Below are 14622 nucleotides of genomic sequence, written 5' to 3'. Positions count from 1 at the left end.
ATCGCTAGCCTTTTTCGTGATCACCCTGATCGAAGGTGGCGCTCCGTGAATCGAGCACCGCGCGAATCTCGGCGCTCAGTGCCGCCGGAGATGCACCCGACGCCACATGCGGCGAGCCGAATCCCAGCGTCCCCGCCAGTGTAGCCAACCGTTGGCTCGAAACGATTAGCGGTTGGTTCAACGCTACCTGGCCACACCATGTGACCAAATGTTGCAATATTTCCCCGCTGGTCACCACCAGCGCGGCGAAATCCCCTTCCGTCAGCCACGTCTTCGCCGGGGAGGACGGCGGGTGATATCGACGTCGGTAGAGGGCCAGCGCTTCGACCTCGGCGCCGCGCTCACGCAGGCGCTCACGCAGCAGCTCGCGACCCTCTTCACCGCGAGCCAGCAACAGCCGCTTGCCGGCCACGGCCCTGAGCGATGCCACGGCCAGCAGCGCTTCGCTGTCCTCGCCGCCGGCGCGTGACGGAATGACTGCCGGCACGCCCAGTTCAGCATGCAGCGTCTGCGCGGTGGCCTCGCCGATGGCATAGAAACGCAGGCCCTGTGGCAACTGCGGCCAGTATGACGCAATGGCTTCAGCAAGACACGTCGCCGCCTGAGGACTGACCACGATGACGCCCTGGAACTGGTCGAGATCGAGCAGCGCGGCACGCACCGAGGCGGACAGCGCCAACGTCTCGAAGCGCAGCACATCGAGCGCGACCGGGTCGTAGCCTGCCTCGCGCAGCGCTCGCGCCAGCACGGCGCCCCTCGGGCCCGGGCGTGTCAGCAGTACGCGGCCCGGCATCAGTCGTTGCCAACGTTTCCATAAACCTCGGCCAGGATCTCGCCGGCGCCCTGCGACAGCAGGTCCTCCGCCACGCGAATCCCCAACGACTCGGGCTCCATGGCCGAGCCTCGGCTTTCGGCGCGCAACACGGTCGAGCCGTCGGGATGCCCCACCAGTCCGCGCAGCCACAGAGTATCGCCATCGTTCTCGAGCACGGCGTAGCCGCCGATCGGTACCTGGCACCCGCCGTCGAGCCGGGTGTTGAGCGCCCGTTCGGCACGCACTCGCGTCGCCGTGGCGGCGTGATCCAGCGGCGCCAGCAGGGTGATCAACTCCGCATCGTCATGACGACACTCGATTCCCAGCGCGCCCTGACCACAGGCCGGCAGGCTCTCCTCCGGCGTCAGCTCGGCGGTGATCCGCTCGTCGAGCGCGAGCCGCTGCAGACCGGCGGTGGCCAGGATGATCGCCTCGAAATCACCCGCATCGAGCTTGCCCAGCCGCGTTTGCACGTTGCCGCGCAGCGGCAGCACCTCGAGGTCGGGGCGACGCGCGCTGACCTGGAGTCCGCGGCGAAGGCTGGAAGTGCCGACTCGCGCCCCCTCCGGCAGCGCATCGACACCCGCATAATCGTTGGATACGAAGGCATCCGTAGGCGCGCCGCTTTCCAGGATCACCGACAACCCCAGCCCTTCGGGAAACTGCATCGGCACGTCTTTCATCGAGTGCACGGCCAGATCCGCTCGACCGTCGAGCATGGCCTCTTCGAGCTCCTTGACGAACAGTGCCTTGCCGCCGATCTTGGCCAGCGGCGTGTCGAGGATCTGATCGCCACGGGTAGACAGTGGCACCAGTTCAACGCTCAGGTTCGGGTGAAACCGTTCCAGCAGCGTCTTGACGTGTTCGGCCTGCCACAGCGCCAACGCGCTCTTGCGGGTTGCGATTCTCAATCTATTAGCGTCGAGCACGCCGTTCTCCGGGTCGAATGGTCGTCACCGGCGGCACCGCCAGCGGGTGCCTTCGATTCGTCGCCAAGTGGGTGTTCGCGTCCGCGAACCTTGGCTTACATGATAAAGCAGTCGCCGAGTGAGTAAAAATCGAGCGCAGCGATAAGGGTCGTGAGCATCGGCCAGCTTCCCCGGTACCTCTTTCATCGTCCGCTTTCCACCGTCTCTTACCTCCCCCTCTTCGCAACTCCCTGTTCACATCGCCCTATGCCAACACCGTCTCTGATACACTCGGGATAGCGCTTCATGGAGCCGTTTCGTAGACTTTTTCCATTCGCAGACCACGCAGAGCTCGATTTTCGATGACGCAGGCAACCAACCAATCCTGGGGCGGACGTTTCAGCGAACCCACTGACGCATTCGTCGCCGCCTTCACCGCTTCGATCCCGTTCGACAAGCGTCTCTATCATCACGATATTCGCGGCTCGATCGCCCATGCCACCATGCTGGCTCGGGTCGGCGTGCTGACCGACGACGAGCGTGATCGCATCATCGAGGGCCTCAACGCCATCGAAGGCGAGATCGAACGCGGCGAGGTCGAGTGGTCGATCGCGCTCGAAGACATTCACATGAACATCGAAGCGCGGCTGACCGACAAGATCGGCATTACCGGCAAGAAGCTGCATACGGGACGCTCGCGCAACGACCAGATCGCCACCGATATCCGGCTCTACCTGCGCGACGAGATCGATGCCGTGGCGGCCGAGCTCGCGCGCCTGCGCAGCGGCCTGATCGAGCTGGCCGATCGCGAAGCGGATACCATCATGCCCGGCTTTACCCATCTGCAGACGGCGCAGCCGGTCACTTTCGGTCACCATCTGCTGGCGTGGCAGGAGATGCTGACGCGCGATCATGAGCGTCTGCTCGACTGTCGCAAGCGGGTCAATGTGCTGCCACTGGGCGCCGCGGCGCTGGCCGGCACCACCTACCCCATCGATCGTCATGTCACCGCCGAGCTGCTGGGCTTCGATCGTCCGTCGGAAAACTCGCTGGACGCGGTCAGCGATCGCGACTTCGCCATCGAATTCACCGCCTTCGCCAGCATCCTGCTGATGCACCTCTCGCGCATGAGCGAAGAGATGGTGCTGTGGGCCAGCGCCCAGTTCGATTTCGTCGATCTGCCGGATCGCTTCTGCACCGGTTCCTCGATCATGCCGCAGAAGAAGAACCCGGACGTACCCGAGCTGGTGCGCGGCAAGACCGGGCGTGTCTATGGTCACCTGATGAGCCTGCTGACGCTGATGAAGTCCCAGCCGCTGGCCTACAACAAGGATAATCAGGAAGACAAGGAACCGCTGTTCGACACTCTCGATACGGTCAAGGGCTGCCTGCGTGCCTTCGCCGACATGGCGCCGGCGCTCAAGGCCAAGCCGGAGAGCATGCTCGAAGCCGCGCGCCGCGGTTTCTCGACCGCCACCGATCTGGCCGACTATCTGGTTCGTGCCGGCGTCGCGTTCCGCGATGCCCACGAGATCGTCGGCAAGGCGGTCGCCTACGGCATCGAGCAGGGCAAGGATCTCTCCGAAATGACGCTCGAGGAACTCCAGCGCTTCTCCGAGGTGATCAATGAGGACGTTTTCGAGGTGCTGACGCTGGAAGGCTCGGTCGCCGCGCGCAACCACATCGGCGGCACCGCACCGGACCAGGTCCGCGCCGCTGCCCAGCGGGCACGCGATGCCCTCGCCACCCTGCAGGAGAGCCGTCATGTCGCGTAACGTTTCCTTCTCCGGCGCGCTGCTGGCGCTGTCGGTGCTGATCCTATCGCTGCTGGCCCTGTCCGGTTGCGGCCAGAAAGGGCCGCTCTACATGCCCGGCGACAGCGAGGCTACCAAGACCTACGACCCCCAGGGCGATTACGAGAACGAGCCGCCGGCCTCCTCGAAGCAGACACCCGGCCAAAGCGATACCGATGGACAGCGCCGACAGCCGGCACCGCCCCAGGCGAGCCCGGCCCCTGCGCCCGCCCAGCCGAGCGCCGAGGCACTACCGTGACGTTCGACGCCTTCCCCGTTCGCGACGGCGTACTCCACGCCGAAGACATCGCCCTGGATCGGCTGGCCGAGCAATACGGCACGCCCTGCTACGTCTACTCGCGTGCCGCGCTGACCCGGCATTTCCGGGCTTACAGCGACGCCCTCGGCGATATGCCGCATCTGGTCTGCTATGCGCTCAAGGCCAACTCCAACCTGGCCGTACTCGACGTACTCGCACGACTCGGTGCCGGTTTCGACATCGTTTCGGTGGGTGAGCTGGAGCGGGTCCTCGCTGCCGGCGGCGACCCGGCCAAGGTGGTATTTTCCGGCGTCGGCAAGCAGGCCGGCGAAATGGCCCGTGCGCTGGAAGTCGGCATCAAGTGCTTCAATATCGAGTCGCGCCCAGAGCTCGAACGTCTCGACCGGGTTGCCGCCGAGCGCGGCCAGGTCGCGAACATCTCGATTCGCGTCAACCCGGACGTCGACGCCAGGACCCATCCGTACATCTCCACCGGACTCAAGGCCAACAAGTTCGGCGTGGCGGCAGAAAACGTGTTCGATCTCTACGCCTGGGCCGCCGAACGGCCGAATCTCAAGGTCGTGGGGCTGGACTGCCATATCGGCTCGCAGTTGACCGAACTCTCGCCCTATCTCGACGCGCTCGATCGCTTGCTCGCGTTGATCGACCGGCTCGCCGATCACGGTATCGCCATCGAGCACCTGGACATCGGTGGCGGCCTGGGCGTGACCTATCAGGACGAACGCCCGCCGGCCGCCGGCGATTTCGTCGCCGCGGTGCGCGAGCGGCTGCAGGGCCGAGATCTGACGCTGCTGCTCGAGCCGGGCCGCTCCATCGCCGCCAACGCCGGCCTGATGCTGACCCGGGTCGAATATCTCAAGCCCGGCGAGACCAAGAACTTCGCCATCGTCGACGCCGGGATGAACGATCTGATCCGGCCGTCGCTGTATCAGGCATGGCAGCGGATCGAGCGGGTCGACACGCGCTCGACTCGCGACAGCGCTCTTTATGACGTGGTGGGGCCGATCTGCGAAAGCGGCGATTTCCTCGGCCAGGAACGCCAGCTGGCAATCGCCGAAGGGGATCTGCTCGCGGTGCGCTCGGCCGGCGCCTACGGCTTCGCCATGGCATCCAACTACAACAGTCGCGGCCGCCCTGCCGAAGTCCTAGTCGACGGCGACAGGAGTCATCTGGTTCGCCAACGGGAAAGTGTCGAATCGCTGTGGGCCCTGGAGTCACGCTTACCTGAGACATCGCCTGAGACGTCGCCAAAGACATCGCGACAGCCGGAGAACAGCTGATGCTGCTGAACTTCACCAAGATGCACGGCCTGGGTAACGACTTCATGGTGGTCGATCTGATCAGCCAGCGCGCCTACCTGCGCGACGAGCAGATCCGCCAACTCGCCGACCGTCACTTCGGTATCGGTTTCGATCAGCTGCTGCTGGTGGAACCGCCGCGCAAGCCCGACATGGACTTCCGCTACCGAATCTTCAACGCCGATGGCGGCGAGGTGGAAAACTGCGGCAACGGCGCACGCTGCTTCGCCCGCTTCGTGATCGATCAGCGTCTCACCCACAAGCGGGAGTTCCAGGTCGAGACCCTGGGCGGCCCGTTGACGCTGAAGGTGGACGCCGATGGCCGAGTGCGGGTCGATATGGGGGCGCCACGCTTCTCGCCGGCCGAGATTCCGTTCGTCGCCGAGCGCGACGAGCCGGTGCACCACCTCGAGATCGACGGCCGCAGCATCGCTTTCAGCGTGGCATCGATGGGCAATCCCCATGCGGTGATCGACGTCGATGACGTCGACAGCGCGCCGGTGGGCGAACTCGGGCCGAAATTGCAGCAGCACCCGAGCTTTCCGCGCCAGGCCAACGTCGGCTTCATGCAGATCGACTCCGAACACGCCGTTCGTCTGCGCGTATTCGAGCGTGGCGTCGGCGAGACGCTGGCCTGCGGTACCGGTGCCTGTGCCGCGGTCGCCTGCGGCATTCGCCGGGGGCTGCTAAAGAGCCCGGTCGACGTGGAGCTGCGCGGCGGTCGCCTGACTCTGGCCTGGGAAGGCGGAGCGGCGCCGATGTTCATGACCGGCCCCGCCGAACGTGTGTTCGAGGGACGCGTCGCCCTGAATTAACAAGCGCCTTGAAACTAAAAAGATGCGGCAAAAAGACCGCTCTATCGGTAGGGATTACAGGAGAACAACGCATGTCACGCGCCCAGCTCCCCGAGCCTCGCCAGACACTCGATCCCGACCGGGTCGCCGAGTGGCTGGCGCAGCACACCGACTTCTTCGTCGGTCGAGAGGGACTTCTGCAACAACTCAAGGTGCCTCACCCCAACATCCCCGGCGCGGTCTCGCTGCTGGAGCGGCTGGTGGTGGATCTTCGTTCCCGCGCCGAAGATGCGGAGTGGCGTCTCGAGAATCTGCTCGAGTCGGCGCGCTACAACGAAGCCCAGTATCGACGGACCCGTGAGCTGGTTCTCGGTCTGATTGAGGCTGAAAATGCCGACGCCCTGGCAGAAGCCCTGTCGACCCAACTGGCCGAGCGCTTTCGCACCCAGGCTATCGGCCTGTGGCTGGAGACGCCGCCGGAGTGCCACGCCACGCCGCGCAATGCCAACGCCTGGCAACCACCGCGATTCGTCCTGACCGACGACGCGCGCCAACGCCTCGAACGGCTGCTCAGCCAACAGACCAGCTGCTGCACCACTCTGGAACGCGACGACTGGCAAGCGCTGCTGCCACACTGCAGCGCGCCCCAGGCGTCGGGATCCTGCGCCATCACCCGGCTGACCCAGGGGGAGTCGATGGGCTTCCTGCTATTGGCCAGTCACGATGGCGAGCATTTCCGAGCCACGCTGGATACGCTGTTCACGGAGTATCTGGGCGAAGTCGTCAGCCGTCTGCTGCGGCGCACCGAGGTCGCCAGTGCAGGCCGCGCTTGATGCCTTTCTGAAGCGGCTGGCGCAGCGCGCCAGCCCGGCGACGGTGGACGCCTACCGACGCGATATCGGCGGGCTGATCGGCTACCTCGAAACGCAGGACGTGCATAGCTGGCGCGAGCTCGATGTCGCGCTGCTGCGGCGTTACCTGGCCCACGAGCGAACCCGCGGCATGGCGCCGAGAACCCTGGCCAGACGCCGCGCCGCGCTTTCGCGTTTCGCCGATGAGCTGGTCAACCGGGGTGAACTCGAACACAATCCGGTGCAGCTGACCCAGGCGCCACGTCAGCCGCGCCACTTGCCCAGTCCGGTGGATGTCGATCTGCTCGGCCACTTTCTCGACACGCCCCACGACGGCGATCCGCTCGATTTCCGCGATCAGGCCATGCTGGAACTCTTCTACTCCTGCGGCCTGCGCCTGGCGGAACTGGCGGCACTCGATCTTGCCAGCCTCGACCAACGCCACGTACGCGTCGTGGGCAAGGGCGGCAAGCCTCGCCAGGTGCCGCTGGGCAGTCGCGCCAGCCAGGCCATCCAGAGCTGGCTCGGATTTCGCAGCACCCTGGCGGGAGACGGCGAACCGGCCCTGTTCGTGGCCCAGCATGGCGGGCGCCTCGGGCATCGATCGATCCAGAGCCGGCTGGCCGACACGGCCCGCAAGCGCGGCCTGCCGGAGCACCTTCACCCTCACCGCCTGCGCCACTCCTTCGCCAGCCATCTGCTGGAATCGAGCCAGGATCTGCGCGCGGTGCAGGAGCTGCTGGGCCACGCCAATCTGTCGACGACGCAGATCTACACCCGCCTGGACTGGCAGCAGCTCGCCGAGGTCTACGATCAGGCTCATCCCCGCGCGCGACGCAAGCCGGCTTCGCCCGCCAACGAGAGTTCCGACAAACCCTAGGACCATCCGCCATGCCGCTGGACGCCATCACCTTCGATCTAGACGACACGCTGTGGCACAACGGCCCGGTCATGGCCCATGCCGAGCCGGCGCACTATCAATGGCTCGTCGAACAGATCGACGCCCATCGCGGCCCCACGGCGACACCGCTGGCCGAAGCCTTCCCGCTGGAAGCCTATCAATCCATTCGCGCCTCGTTGATGCAGCGCTTCCCGTTGAGTCGGGGCGATCACAGCTGGATTCGCGAACGCGCCATGATTGAGCTGCTGACCGAGCACGGCCTGTCTCCGGCCGAAGCGGCGCAGTGGGCGGCAGCCGGCTTCGAGCAGTTCATGGCCCTGCGCCACGACGTCGCGCTCTATCCTGAGGTCGTCCCCATGTTCGATGCCTGGGCCCGGCGCTATCGACTCGGCGTCATCACCAACGGCAACGTCGACGTGCGGCGCCTGTCGCTGGATCATCACTTCGACGTGATCATTCTCGCGGGTGAAATGCACGCCTCGAAGCCGGACCCGCGCCCCTTCCTGTCCGCCGTGGCGCAACTCGGCACCCAGCCCTATCGTGCCCTGCACGTCGGTGACAATTGGGAAGAGGACGTTCTCGCCGCGCAACGACTCGGCATGCATGCCGTCTGGATCGACGCCAAGAACGAAGGCGAGCGCGAGCTGCCGCCGCGAGTGCATCGCGTGACGCATGTGCGAGAGCTGCCGGAGATCGTCGCTAAGCTGGATCGACAGGACGTCTGAGCCCACTTCGGGGTCATGATTAACGCCCTGCGACCGACTCGGCCTCGAATTTGCCATCTTTCGACGCCTATTCAGGACGGCGCGGCCTGCTGAATCGATGAGCCGGGGCTTGCATCATGGATGATGCAAGAGGCGCGTTGGGCAGGATGCCCTTTTGCGCCGACCCGAGCTCAGCGATGATGCAGGCAGGTTTTAGCCGTCCTGGGCGTCAAAAAGGGGAGTGTGAGGGGCCTGCCCCTCACGATAACGAGCGGAACGGTCGATAGAATGGCTTCAGTGGTTAGCGGGAGAAACTCGAATAAGTCTTTCGGGGAAGCATCCCGCATTCGCCGCCAAGCAGATGCTGGATCGAATTCGATCAGTCCGCCGTCATCCACCGATCCATCACTCCGTAAGCCTGATCGAGGCCCTGGCGCTTCAGCGACGAGAAGAGCTGCACGCTGACCAGGTCTTCCCATTCGGCCAGGCGCTGCCTGACCTGCTGCAACGAGGCCTTGGCCGGGCCCTGCTTCAACTTGTCGGCCTTGGTCAGCAGAATGTGGACCGGTAGCTTGCGGTCGTCCGCCATTTCGAGCAGCTGGATATCGAACTCGCTAAGTGGATGGCGCACGTCCATCAGCAGGATCAAGCCGGCCAGCGAACGGCGGTTATGCAGGTAATCGGCGAGATGGGCCTGCCACTCCTTCTTCATCGCTTCCGGGACCTTGGCATAGCCGTAACCCGGTAGATCGACGAGCCTGAGCTGATCGTCGTTCTGCAACGTGAAGAAGTTGATCAACTGCGTGCGCCCCGGCGTCTTCGAGGTTCGCGCCAGCGCCCGCTGTTGGGTCAGCGCATTGATGGCGCTCGACTTGCCCGCATTGGAACGTCCGGCGAAAGCGACCTCGACTCCCCGATCGAACGGGCATTTGGCCAGCGTCGGCGCGCTGATCTGAAAGGTCGCCGTCTGGTAGTTGAGGCGCGCGGGGGTGGCAGTCATGGCAAGCTCGATCATCGTGGACGGTAACGCCGCGCAGTGTAGCACGCGTGCTCTCCCGCGGATGAGCGCTGACGTCGAGTCGCGCTCCCGAAGACGAGCGCCCGATGTTTCGCTCCCGAACACGAGCGACGATGTTTCGCTTCCGAACACGAGCGACGGGCACCCTACGCTTTTCCGCTCATTTCTGTCAGGCTAACGGCAAAGGGGTCGGTAGCAGGCTAGCGAGGGAACCTGCCGCCCGTTCGAGGCTCCAATACGGGTAGCGTGGCATTCATCAGCGGTGCAGCGATGTTTTCCGAGCGGCGTTCCAGCCTCGACGCTTCGACAACGAAGGCTTCAACCACCGGTTTTCTTTCTCGACATTCAGGAGCAGCAACGCATGATCAAGTCGTTTATGGCGCTATTGGCAGGGCTGACGTTCTCGGGCGCAGTGATGGCGGCGGATATCGTCGAAGGTCAGGACTATCAGGTCATCGACCAGCCGATGAAGACGGAAGTGCCCGCCGACCAGATCGAAGTCACCGAAGTGTTCTGGTATGGCTGCCCCCACTGCTACGCTCTCGAGAAGCCGCTCAACGAGTGGGTCGATCAGCTCCCGGACGACGTCAGCTTCGACCGGATGGCGGCGCCGTTGGGCAAAGTCTGGGAACAGCACGCCATCGCGTTCTATGCGGCCAAGCAGCTGGGTATCGAACATGAAATGCGTCAGGACTTCATGGACGCCATCCACAAGCAGGGTAAGCGGCTGACCGACAAGGACGAGATCGCCAAGTTCTTCACCAACTATGGCGTCAGCAAGGACGAAGCCCTCAAGGCACTCGACTCCTTCGGCGTGAAAAGCGAGATTCAGCAGGCATCGGCCAAGATGCGCGGCTATCAGCTGATGGGCGTGCCCGATCTGATCGTCGATGGCCGCTATGTCGTCACGCCAAACTCCGCCGGCTCGCTGGAGAACATGCCGAAGATCGCCAGCGCGTTGATCGAGAAAGTCCGCGAGGAACGTACCGAGAGCGAGTGACCGAATGTCCGTAGCTGCCTCGACACCCGCCAGCGAGATCGCGCCGACACTGAAGCTGCTGACCTGCAATCTGCAGGTCGGCATCCATACCTCGGCCTATCATCACTATCTCACGCGTAGCTGGCAGCACCTGTTGCCTCACCCCAAACGCAGCTCGCGTCTCGACATCGTCGCCAGCGCTCTGTCGGCGTACGATATCGTCGGGCTCCAGGAGGCCGACGGCGGCAGCTTTCGTTCCAATCATGTCAATCAGGTCGAATATCTCGCCAACCGCTCAGCCTTTGACTTCCACTTCCAGCAGCTCAACCGCAACCTGGGTCACGTTGCCCAGCACAGCAACGGGCTACTGTCGCGTCTTACCCCCAACCGGGTCGATGAGCATCGGCTGCCCGGAATGCGCGGGCGCGGCGCGATCCATGCTCGCTATGGCGAAGGCCCGGACGCGCTGCACGTCTTCGTCGCGCACCTGGCACTCAGCCAGCGCGGTCGGCTGCGCCAGCTCGACTACCTGGGAGAGATCATCCAGCCGCTGCACCACGTCGTGGTGATGGGCGATCTCAACTGCACGCCGGATCAGCTGCTGGCTCATCCGCGCTTCTGTCGCGCGCTGGATCTCAATCCGCTCAAGCCGCAGCTCAGCTATCCGGCCTGGCAACCCCGCCGGGCCCTCGATCATATCCTGCTGTCGTCATCGTTGAGGGCCGAGAAGCCTCGCGTGCTGGAAGCGATGTTCTCCGACCACCTTCCCGTCGCCGTGGACATTCACCTGCCGGCCGCCTGTCGCCGCAGTATCGGGATGGCCAACAGCCGCAGCGCGGATTCCTGAACGCCAAGCCGTTCCGCGCCGATTGAAGACGTGATTGCGACCCATAAAAAAACGCCTCCGAAGAGGCGTTTTTTTGGCAGGTCCCAATGGTTGGGCAAACGTCGTTGGTACCCGTGGCACTGTTGCGAGCGCCACGGGTATTGACGAGAGTCAGGACCCCGCCACCCAGCTGACCCAGTTGATCATCGGCGTGGGATAGAGCCCCAGCAGGATCACCAGGGCCGCCACCCCAAGCACCACCATGCCGCCGGCGCGCTCGGCCCAGTCGTGAGTCGCATCGCGACGCTGCATGCCGGGTTCGTGGAGGAACAGGGTGACCATCACCCGCAGGTAGTAGTAGAGCCCGATGGCACTACCCAGCACCACGCTGCCAACCAGCCACCAGCGATGCGCCTCGACACCCACGGCGATGATGTAGAACTTGCCGATGAAGCCCGCCGTGAACGGAATCCCCGCCAGCGATAGCATCGATACCGTCATCACCGCCGTGAGATAGGGCCGACGCCAGAACAGACCGCGATAATGGTGAAGGGGGCTGGCATCGGCCGTACCGCCGGTCGCGACGTACGGGCTCGACACCAGTGTGACCACACCGAAGGCTCCGAGGGTCGTCAGCACGTAGGTCACCAGATAGACCCCGACCGTCTCCACCGCGAGCCCGTCGTTGACCACCAGCGCCACCAGCAGATAGCCGAAATGGGCGATCGACGAGTAGCCCAGCAGGCGCTTGAGATCGTTCTGGGTCAGCGCCAGCAGGTTACCCACCAGCATGGTGATCACGGCGATGAAGCCCAGCAGGTCGTGCCACCAGTCTTGGTGGAAGGCCAGCGTCGACTGGAACAGCCGCAGCAGCACCAGGAACACCGCCACCTTGCTGGCGGTGGCCAGGAACGTCGTCGCCGGCCCGGGGCCGCCCTGATAGACATCCGGCGTCCACAGATGGAACGGCACGATGGAGAGCTTGAACGCCAAGCCCACCAGCATCAGGCCAGCGCCGGCCAGCAGCCACGGATCCCCGCCGTCACGCGACAGCGCCGCGCCCAGTTCGGCGAAATCCAGCGTCCCTGTCACCGCATAGAGCAGCGCCATGCCGAACAGTAGAAACGCCGTGGCCGCCGCCGACAGCACCATGTACTTGATGCCGCTCTCCAGCGCCCCCCGATCGCGAAAGGTGTAGGCGAGCATCCCGAACAGCGGCATCGACAGCAGCTCGATGCCGAAGAACAGCGTCGTCATGTGGCGCGCCGAAACCAGCACCAGGCCACCGGCAGCCGCACTCAGCAGTAGCAGGTAGAATTCGTCTCGCGGACCGTCGTAGCCTTCGAGGTAATGATGCGCCAGGGTGACGCAGGCCAGCGTCGACATCAGCACCAGCACCCCGCCGAAACGTGACAGGTCGTCGACCACCAGCACCGAGGTGACGTCGACCGTGCCCATCGTCCAGCCGAACAGCAGCGCCAGCAGGGCGACGTTGAGCCCGATGGCGGTGACGATGGCACTCAGCGTGTGGTTGCGGCGCCAGGCAATCAGCAGCATCACCACGACCACGGTCATGCTGACCACGATCAACGGGGAAATGGCGAGTAGCGCCATCACGGCGTCATGACTCATTGAGGACCTCCCGTCATTGCCCCGACCTGCTGAACACTCTGCTGCACGATTTGCACGGCCCCGGCGGACGTATCCAGCAGCGGCTGCGGATAGATGCCGAAGAACACCACCAGCGCGACGATGCCGAACAGCAGGATCGTCTCGCGCAGATCCAGATCAGCCAGTGGCGTCTCCTCGGCCGGTGGGCCGTAATAGACCCGCTGCATGATGAACAGCGAATAGACGGCGGCCAGAATCAGGCCGGCACTGGCGATCACCACGATCCAGGGCGCCACGCCGAAGGCGCCGAACATCACCATGAACTCGCCGACGAAATTGGCCGTGCCCGGCAAGCCCAGCGATGCCGCCACGAACACCAGCGCAAACCCTGGCAGACCACGGATGCGGCCCCAGAGGCCGCCCATCAGGCGCATGTCGCGGGTGTGCAGACGTTCGTAGAGCTGGCCGGAGAGAATGAACAGCCCCGCCGCGGAAAACGCGTGCGCCACCATCAGCGCGACCACGCCCTGCAGTGCCAGTTCGGTCCCGGCATAGATACCGATCAGCACGAAGCCCATATGGGAAATACTGGTGTAGGCGATCAGGCGCTTGAGATCGCGCTGGCCGCACGCCAGGATCGCGCCGTAGAAGATGCCGATCAGGCCCAGCGTCATCGCTATCGGCGCGAATGCGTGGGACGCCTCGGGAAACAGCGGCAGCGCAAAACGCAACATGCCGTAGGCCGCCGTCTTGAGCAGAATGCCGGCGAGATCGACGCTACCGGCCGTCGGCGCCTGGGCGTGGGCATCCGGCAGCCAGCCGTGCAGCGGCACCACCGGCAGCTTGACCGCGAACGCCACGAAGAAGCCCAGCATCAGCCACCAGGCGGTGGTCTCGGACAGTGGCGTGTTCAGCAGGTCCGCATAGGCGAACGTGTAGTTGCCGGTGGCCGCGTGATGCGCGAATACCAGCCCCAGAATCGCGATCAGCATCAAAAGGCCGCTGGCCTGGGTGTAGATGAAGAACTTGGTCGCGGCACCGATACGCGAACTGCCCTTCGAACCGCTGTGGCCCCACAGCGCGATCAGGAAGTACATCGGCACCAGCATCATTTCCCAGAACAGGAAGAACAGGAACATATCGATGGCGAGAAAGACCCCGACCACACCGCCCAGAATCCACAGCAGGTTAAGGTGGAAGAACCCGACCCGAAGCACGATCTCCTTCCACGAGCAGATCACCGCCATGGCGCCGAGCAGCCCGGTCAGCGCGATCATCAGCAGCGACAGGCCATCGATCGCCAGGTGGACCTGGATGCCAAAGCGCGGAATCCAGTCGGCCTGCCACTCCAGTGTCCAGGCAGCGGCGGCACCTTCGGCCGGCAGGCTGAAGTCGCTGCCGATCCACAGCCCCATCACAAGCAGAAGCTCGAGCAGCATGGTCCCGAGCGCGATCCAGCGCGGCGCTTGGTCTCCGAAGCGTTCCGCCTGCCAGCACAGCAGACCGCCGATGAAGGGGATCAGTATCAGCCAGACCAGAGTCATGAATCAGCCATCCGCGATAGAGTGAATTCCGTTGGTTCCCGACATGCTGTCGCCGGGCTGCCAGCACTGTGCATCGTTGGTGTGCTCATGGCGTCAACCCACCAGCAGGAAGGCGAGCAGCAGCGTCGCCCCCAGCACCATCGACACGGCATAGTGGCGCATCAGCCCCGTCTGGGTCAGGCGCAGCCCGTGATGAGAAGCTCGCGCCAACCACGGCAGGATATTGCATAGCGTGTTGATCCAGTCGTTGCGGTTGACCTTCACCAGCCCTTGATAGGGCCGCACGAACAGCCAGTCATAG

General features: G+C 64.4%; 13 protein-coding genes and 2 pseudogenes. 9 read left to right on the top strand and 6 right to left on the bottom strand.

The window, feature by feature from the left end:
• Nucleotides 1-4 precede the first annotated feature (4 nt).
• On the bottom strand, nucleotides 5-793 hold the full coding sequence (locus tag BTW08_RS00075; RefSeq protein WP_075560472.1) for a uroporphyrinogen-III synthase: 789 nt from the start codon (nucleotides 791-793) through the stop codon (nucleotides 5-7).
• Nucleotides 793-1743: a hydroxymethylbilane synthase gene (gene hemC / locus BTW08_RS00070; RefSeq protein WP_075560471.1), complete on the bottom strand. Its 951-nt coding sequence runs from the start codon at nucleotides 1741-1743 to the stop codon at nucleotides 793-795. The genes BTW08_RS00075 and hemC overlap by 1 nt, the downstream gene beginning before the upstream one ends.
• Nucleotides 1744-2084: 341 nt before the next feature.
• Here hemC and argH point away from each other — a divergent pair, with 341 nt between their 5' ends.
• The 7 genes and pseudogenes from argH to BTW08_RS00035 all read left to right on the top strand — a co-directional run bounded on the left by argH (nucleotide 2085) and on the right by BTW08_RS00035 (nucleotide 8364).
• Nucleotides 2085-3497 carry an argininosuccinate lyase gene (gene argH, locus BTW08_RS00065; RefSeq protein WP_075560470.1) on the top strand — a complete coding sequence of 471 codons (1413 nt, stop codon included), beginning with the start codon at nucleotides 2085-2087 and terminating at the stop codon, nucleotides 3495-3497.
• Between the two features lie 19 nt (nucleotides 3498-3516).
• Nucleotides 3517-3615 (top strand): annotated as a pseudogene (locus BTW08_RS19290) (lipoprotein); the annotation flags it as partial.
• Between the two features lie 155 nt (nucleotides 3616-3770).
• Nucleotides 3771-5075: a diaminopimelate decarboxylase gene (gene lysA, locus BTW08_RS00055; RefSeq protein ID WP_075560468.1), complete on the top strand. Its 1305-nt coding sequence runs from the start codon at nucleotides 3771-3773 to the stop codon at nucleotides 5073-5075.
• A complete protein-coding gene (gene dapF / locus BTW08_RS00050; RefSeq protein ID WP_075560467.1) occupies nucleotides 5075-5908 on the top strand; it encodes a diaminopimelate epimerase in 834 nt (277 codons plus the stop codon). Before lysA ends, dapF begins: the two co-directional genes overlap by 1 nt.
• A gap of 71 nt (nucleotides 5909-5979) precedes the next feature.
• Nucleotides 5980-6720 carry a DUF484 family protein gene (locus tag BTW08_RS00045; protein WP_075560466.1) on the top strand — a complete coding sequence of 247 codons (741 nt, stop codon included), beginning with the start codon at nucleotides 5980-5982 and terminating at the stop codon, nucleotides 6718-6720.
• Nucleotides 6704-7618: a tyrosine recombinase XerC gene (locus BTW08_RS00040; RefSeq protein ID WP_075560465.1), complete on the top strand. Its 915-nt coding sequence runs from the start codon at nucleotides 6704-6706 to the stop codon at nucleotides 7616-7618. The genes BTW08_RS00045 and BTW08_RS00040 overlap by 17 nt, the downstream gene beginning before the upstream one ends.
• An 11-nt stretch (nucleotides 7619-7629) precedes the next feature.
• Complete coding sequence (locus tag BTW08_RS00035) at nucleotides 7630-8364, top strand: HAD family hydrolase (RefSeq protein ID WP_075560464.1); 735 nt, start codon at nucleotides 7630-7632, stop codon at nucleotides 8362-8364.
• Between the two features lie 358 nt (nucleotides 8365-8722).
• On the opposite strand, the gene yihA is transcribed toward BTW08_RS00035, so the two are convergent.
• Nucleotides 8723-9343 (bottom strand): ribosome biogenesis GTP-binding protein YihA/YsxC, encoded by a 621-nt coding sequence (yihA, locus tag BTW08_RS00030; protein ID WP_075560463.1) that lies wholly within the window; start codon nucleotides 9341-9343, stop codon nucleotides 8723-8725.
• Between the two features lie 379 nt (nucleotides 9344-9722).
• On the opposite strand from yihA, the gene BTW08_RS00025 reads away from it, so the two are divergent.
• On the top strand, nucleotides 9723-10361 hold the full coding sequence (locus tag BTW08_RS00025) for a thiol:disulfide interchange protein DsbA/DsbL (RefSeq protein WP_075560462.1): 639 nt from the start codon (nucleotides 9723-9725) through the stop codon (nucleotides 10359-10361).
• A gap of 4 nt (nucleotides 10362-10365) precedes the next feature.
• A complete protein-coding gene (locus BTW08_RS00020; RefSeq protein ID WP_075560461.1) occupies nucleotides 10366-11187 on the top strand; it encodes an endonuclease/exonuclease/phosphatase family protein in 822 nt (273 codons plus the stop codon).
• Between the two features lie 150 nt (nucleotides 11188-11337).
• On the opposite strand, the gene nuoN is transcribed toward BTW08_RS00020, so the two are convergent.
• From nuoN to BTW08_RS19060, 3 genes and pseudogenes are all read right to left on the bottom strand, one after another.
• Complete coding sequence (gene nuoN, locus BTW08_RS00015; protein WP_083627598.1) at nucleotides 11338-12798, bottom strand: NADH-quinone oxidoreductase subunit NuoN; 1461 nt, start codon at nucleotides 12796-12798, stop codon at nucleotides 11338-11340.
• Nucleotides 12795-14321, bottom strand: coding sequence for an NADH-quinone oxidoreductase subunit M (gene nuoM / locus BTW08_RS00010; protein WP_075560460.1), 1527 nt, complete (start codon nucleotides 14319-14321; stop codon nucleotides 12795-12797). The genes nuoN and nuoM overlap by 4 nt, the downstream gene beginning before the upstream one ends.
• A gap of 93 nt (nucleotides 14322-14414) precedes the next feature.
• A pseudogene (locus tag BTW08_RS19060) lies at nucleotides 14415-14622 on the bottom strand (NADH-quinone oxidoreductase subunit L); the annotation flags it as partial.

The organism is Salinicola sp. MH3R3-1 (assembly GCF_001937155.1).
Taxonomy (GTDB): Bacteria; Pseudomonadota; Gammaproteobacteria; order Pseudomonadales; family Halomonadaceae; genus Salinicola; species Salinicola halophyticus.
This window is presented reverse-complemented; position numbering and strand designations above follow the sequence as displayed.

Excerpts from the sequence above, each read along its gene's own strand:
- nuoM (WP_075560460.1), bottom strand. The coding sequence starts at position 14,321 with ATGACTCTGGTCTGGCTGATACTGATCCCCTTCATCGGCGGTCTGCTG.
- dapF (WP_075560467.1), top strand. The coding sequence starts at position 5,075 with ATGCTGCTGAACTTCACCAAGATGCACGGCCTGGGTAACGACTTCATG.
- yihA (WP_075560463.1), bottom strand. The coding sequence starts at position 9,343 with ATGACTGCCACCCCCGCGCGCCTCAACTACCAGACGGCGACCTTTCAG.
- BTW08_RS00025 (WP_075560462.1), top strand. The coding sequence starts at position 9,723 with ATGATCAAGTCGTTTATGGCGCTATTGGCAGGGCTGACGTTCTCGGGC.
- nuoN (WP_083627598.1), bottom strand. The coding sequence starts at position 12,798 with ATGAGTCATGACGCCGTGATGGCGCTACTCGCCATTTCCCCGTTGATC.
- BTW08_RS00035 (WP_075560464.1), top strand. The coding sequence starts at position 7,630 with ATGCCGCTGGACGCCATCACCTTCGATCTAGACGACACGCTGTGGCAC.
- BTW08_RS00045 (WP_075560466.1), top strand. The coding sequence starts at position 5,980 with ATGTCACGCGCCCAGCTCCCCGAGCCTCGCCAGACACTCGATCCCGAC.
- BTW08_RS00075 (WP_075560472.1), bottom strand. The coding sequence starts at position 793 with ATGCCGGGCCGCGTACTGCTGACACGCCCGGGCCCGAGGGGCGCCGTG.
- argH (WP_075560470.1), top strand. The coding sequence starts at position 2,085 with ATGACGCAGGCAACCAACCAATCCTGGGGCGGACGTTTCAGCGAACCC.
- BTW08_RS00020 (WP_075560461.1), top strand. The coding sequence starts at position 10,366 with ATGTCCGTAGCTGCCTCGACACCCGCCAGCGAGATCGCGCCGACACTG.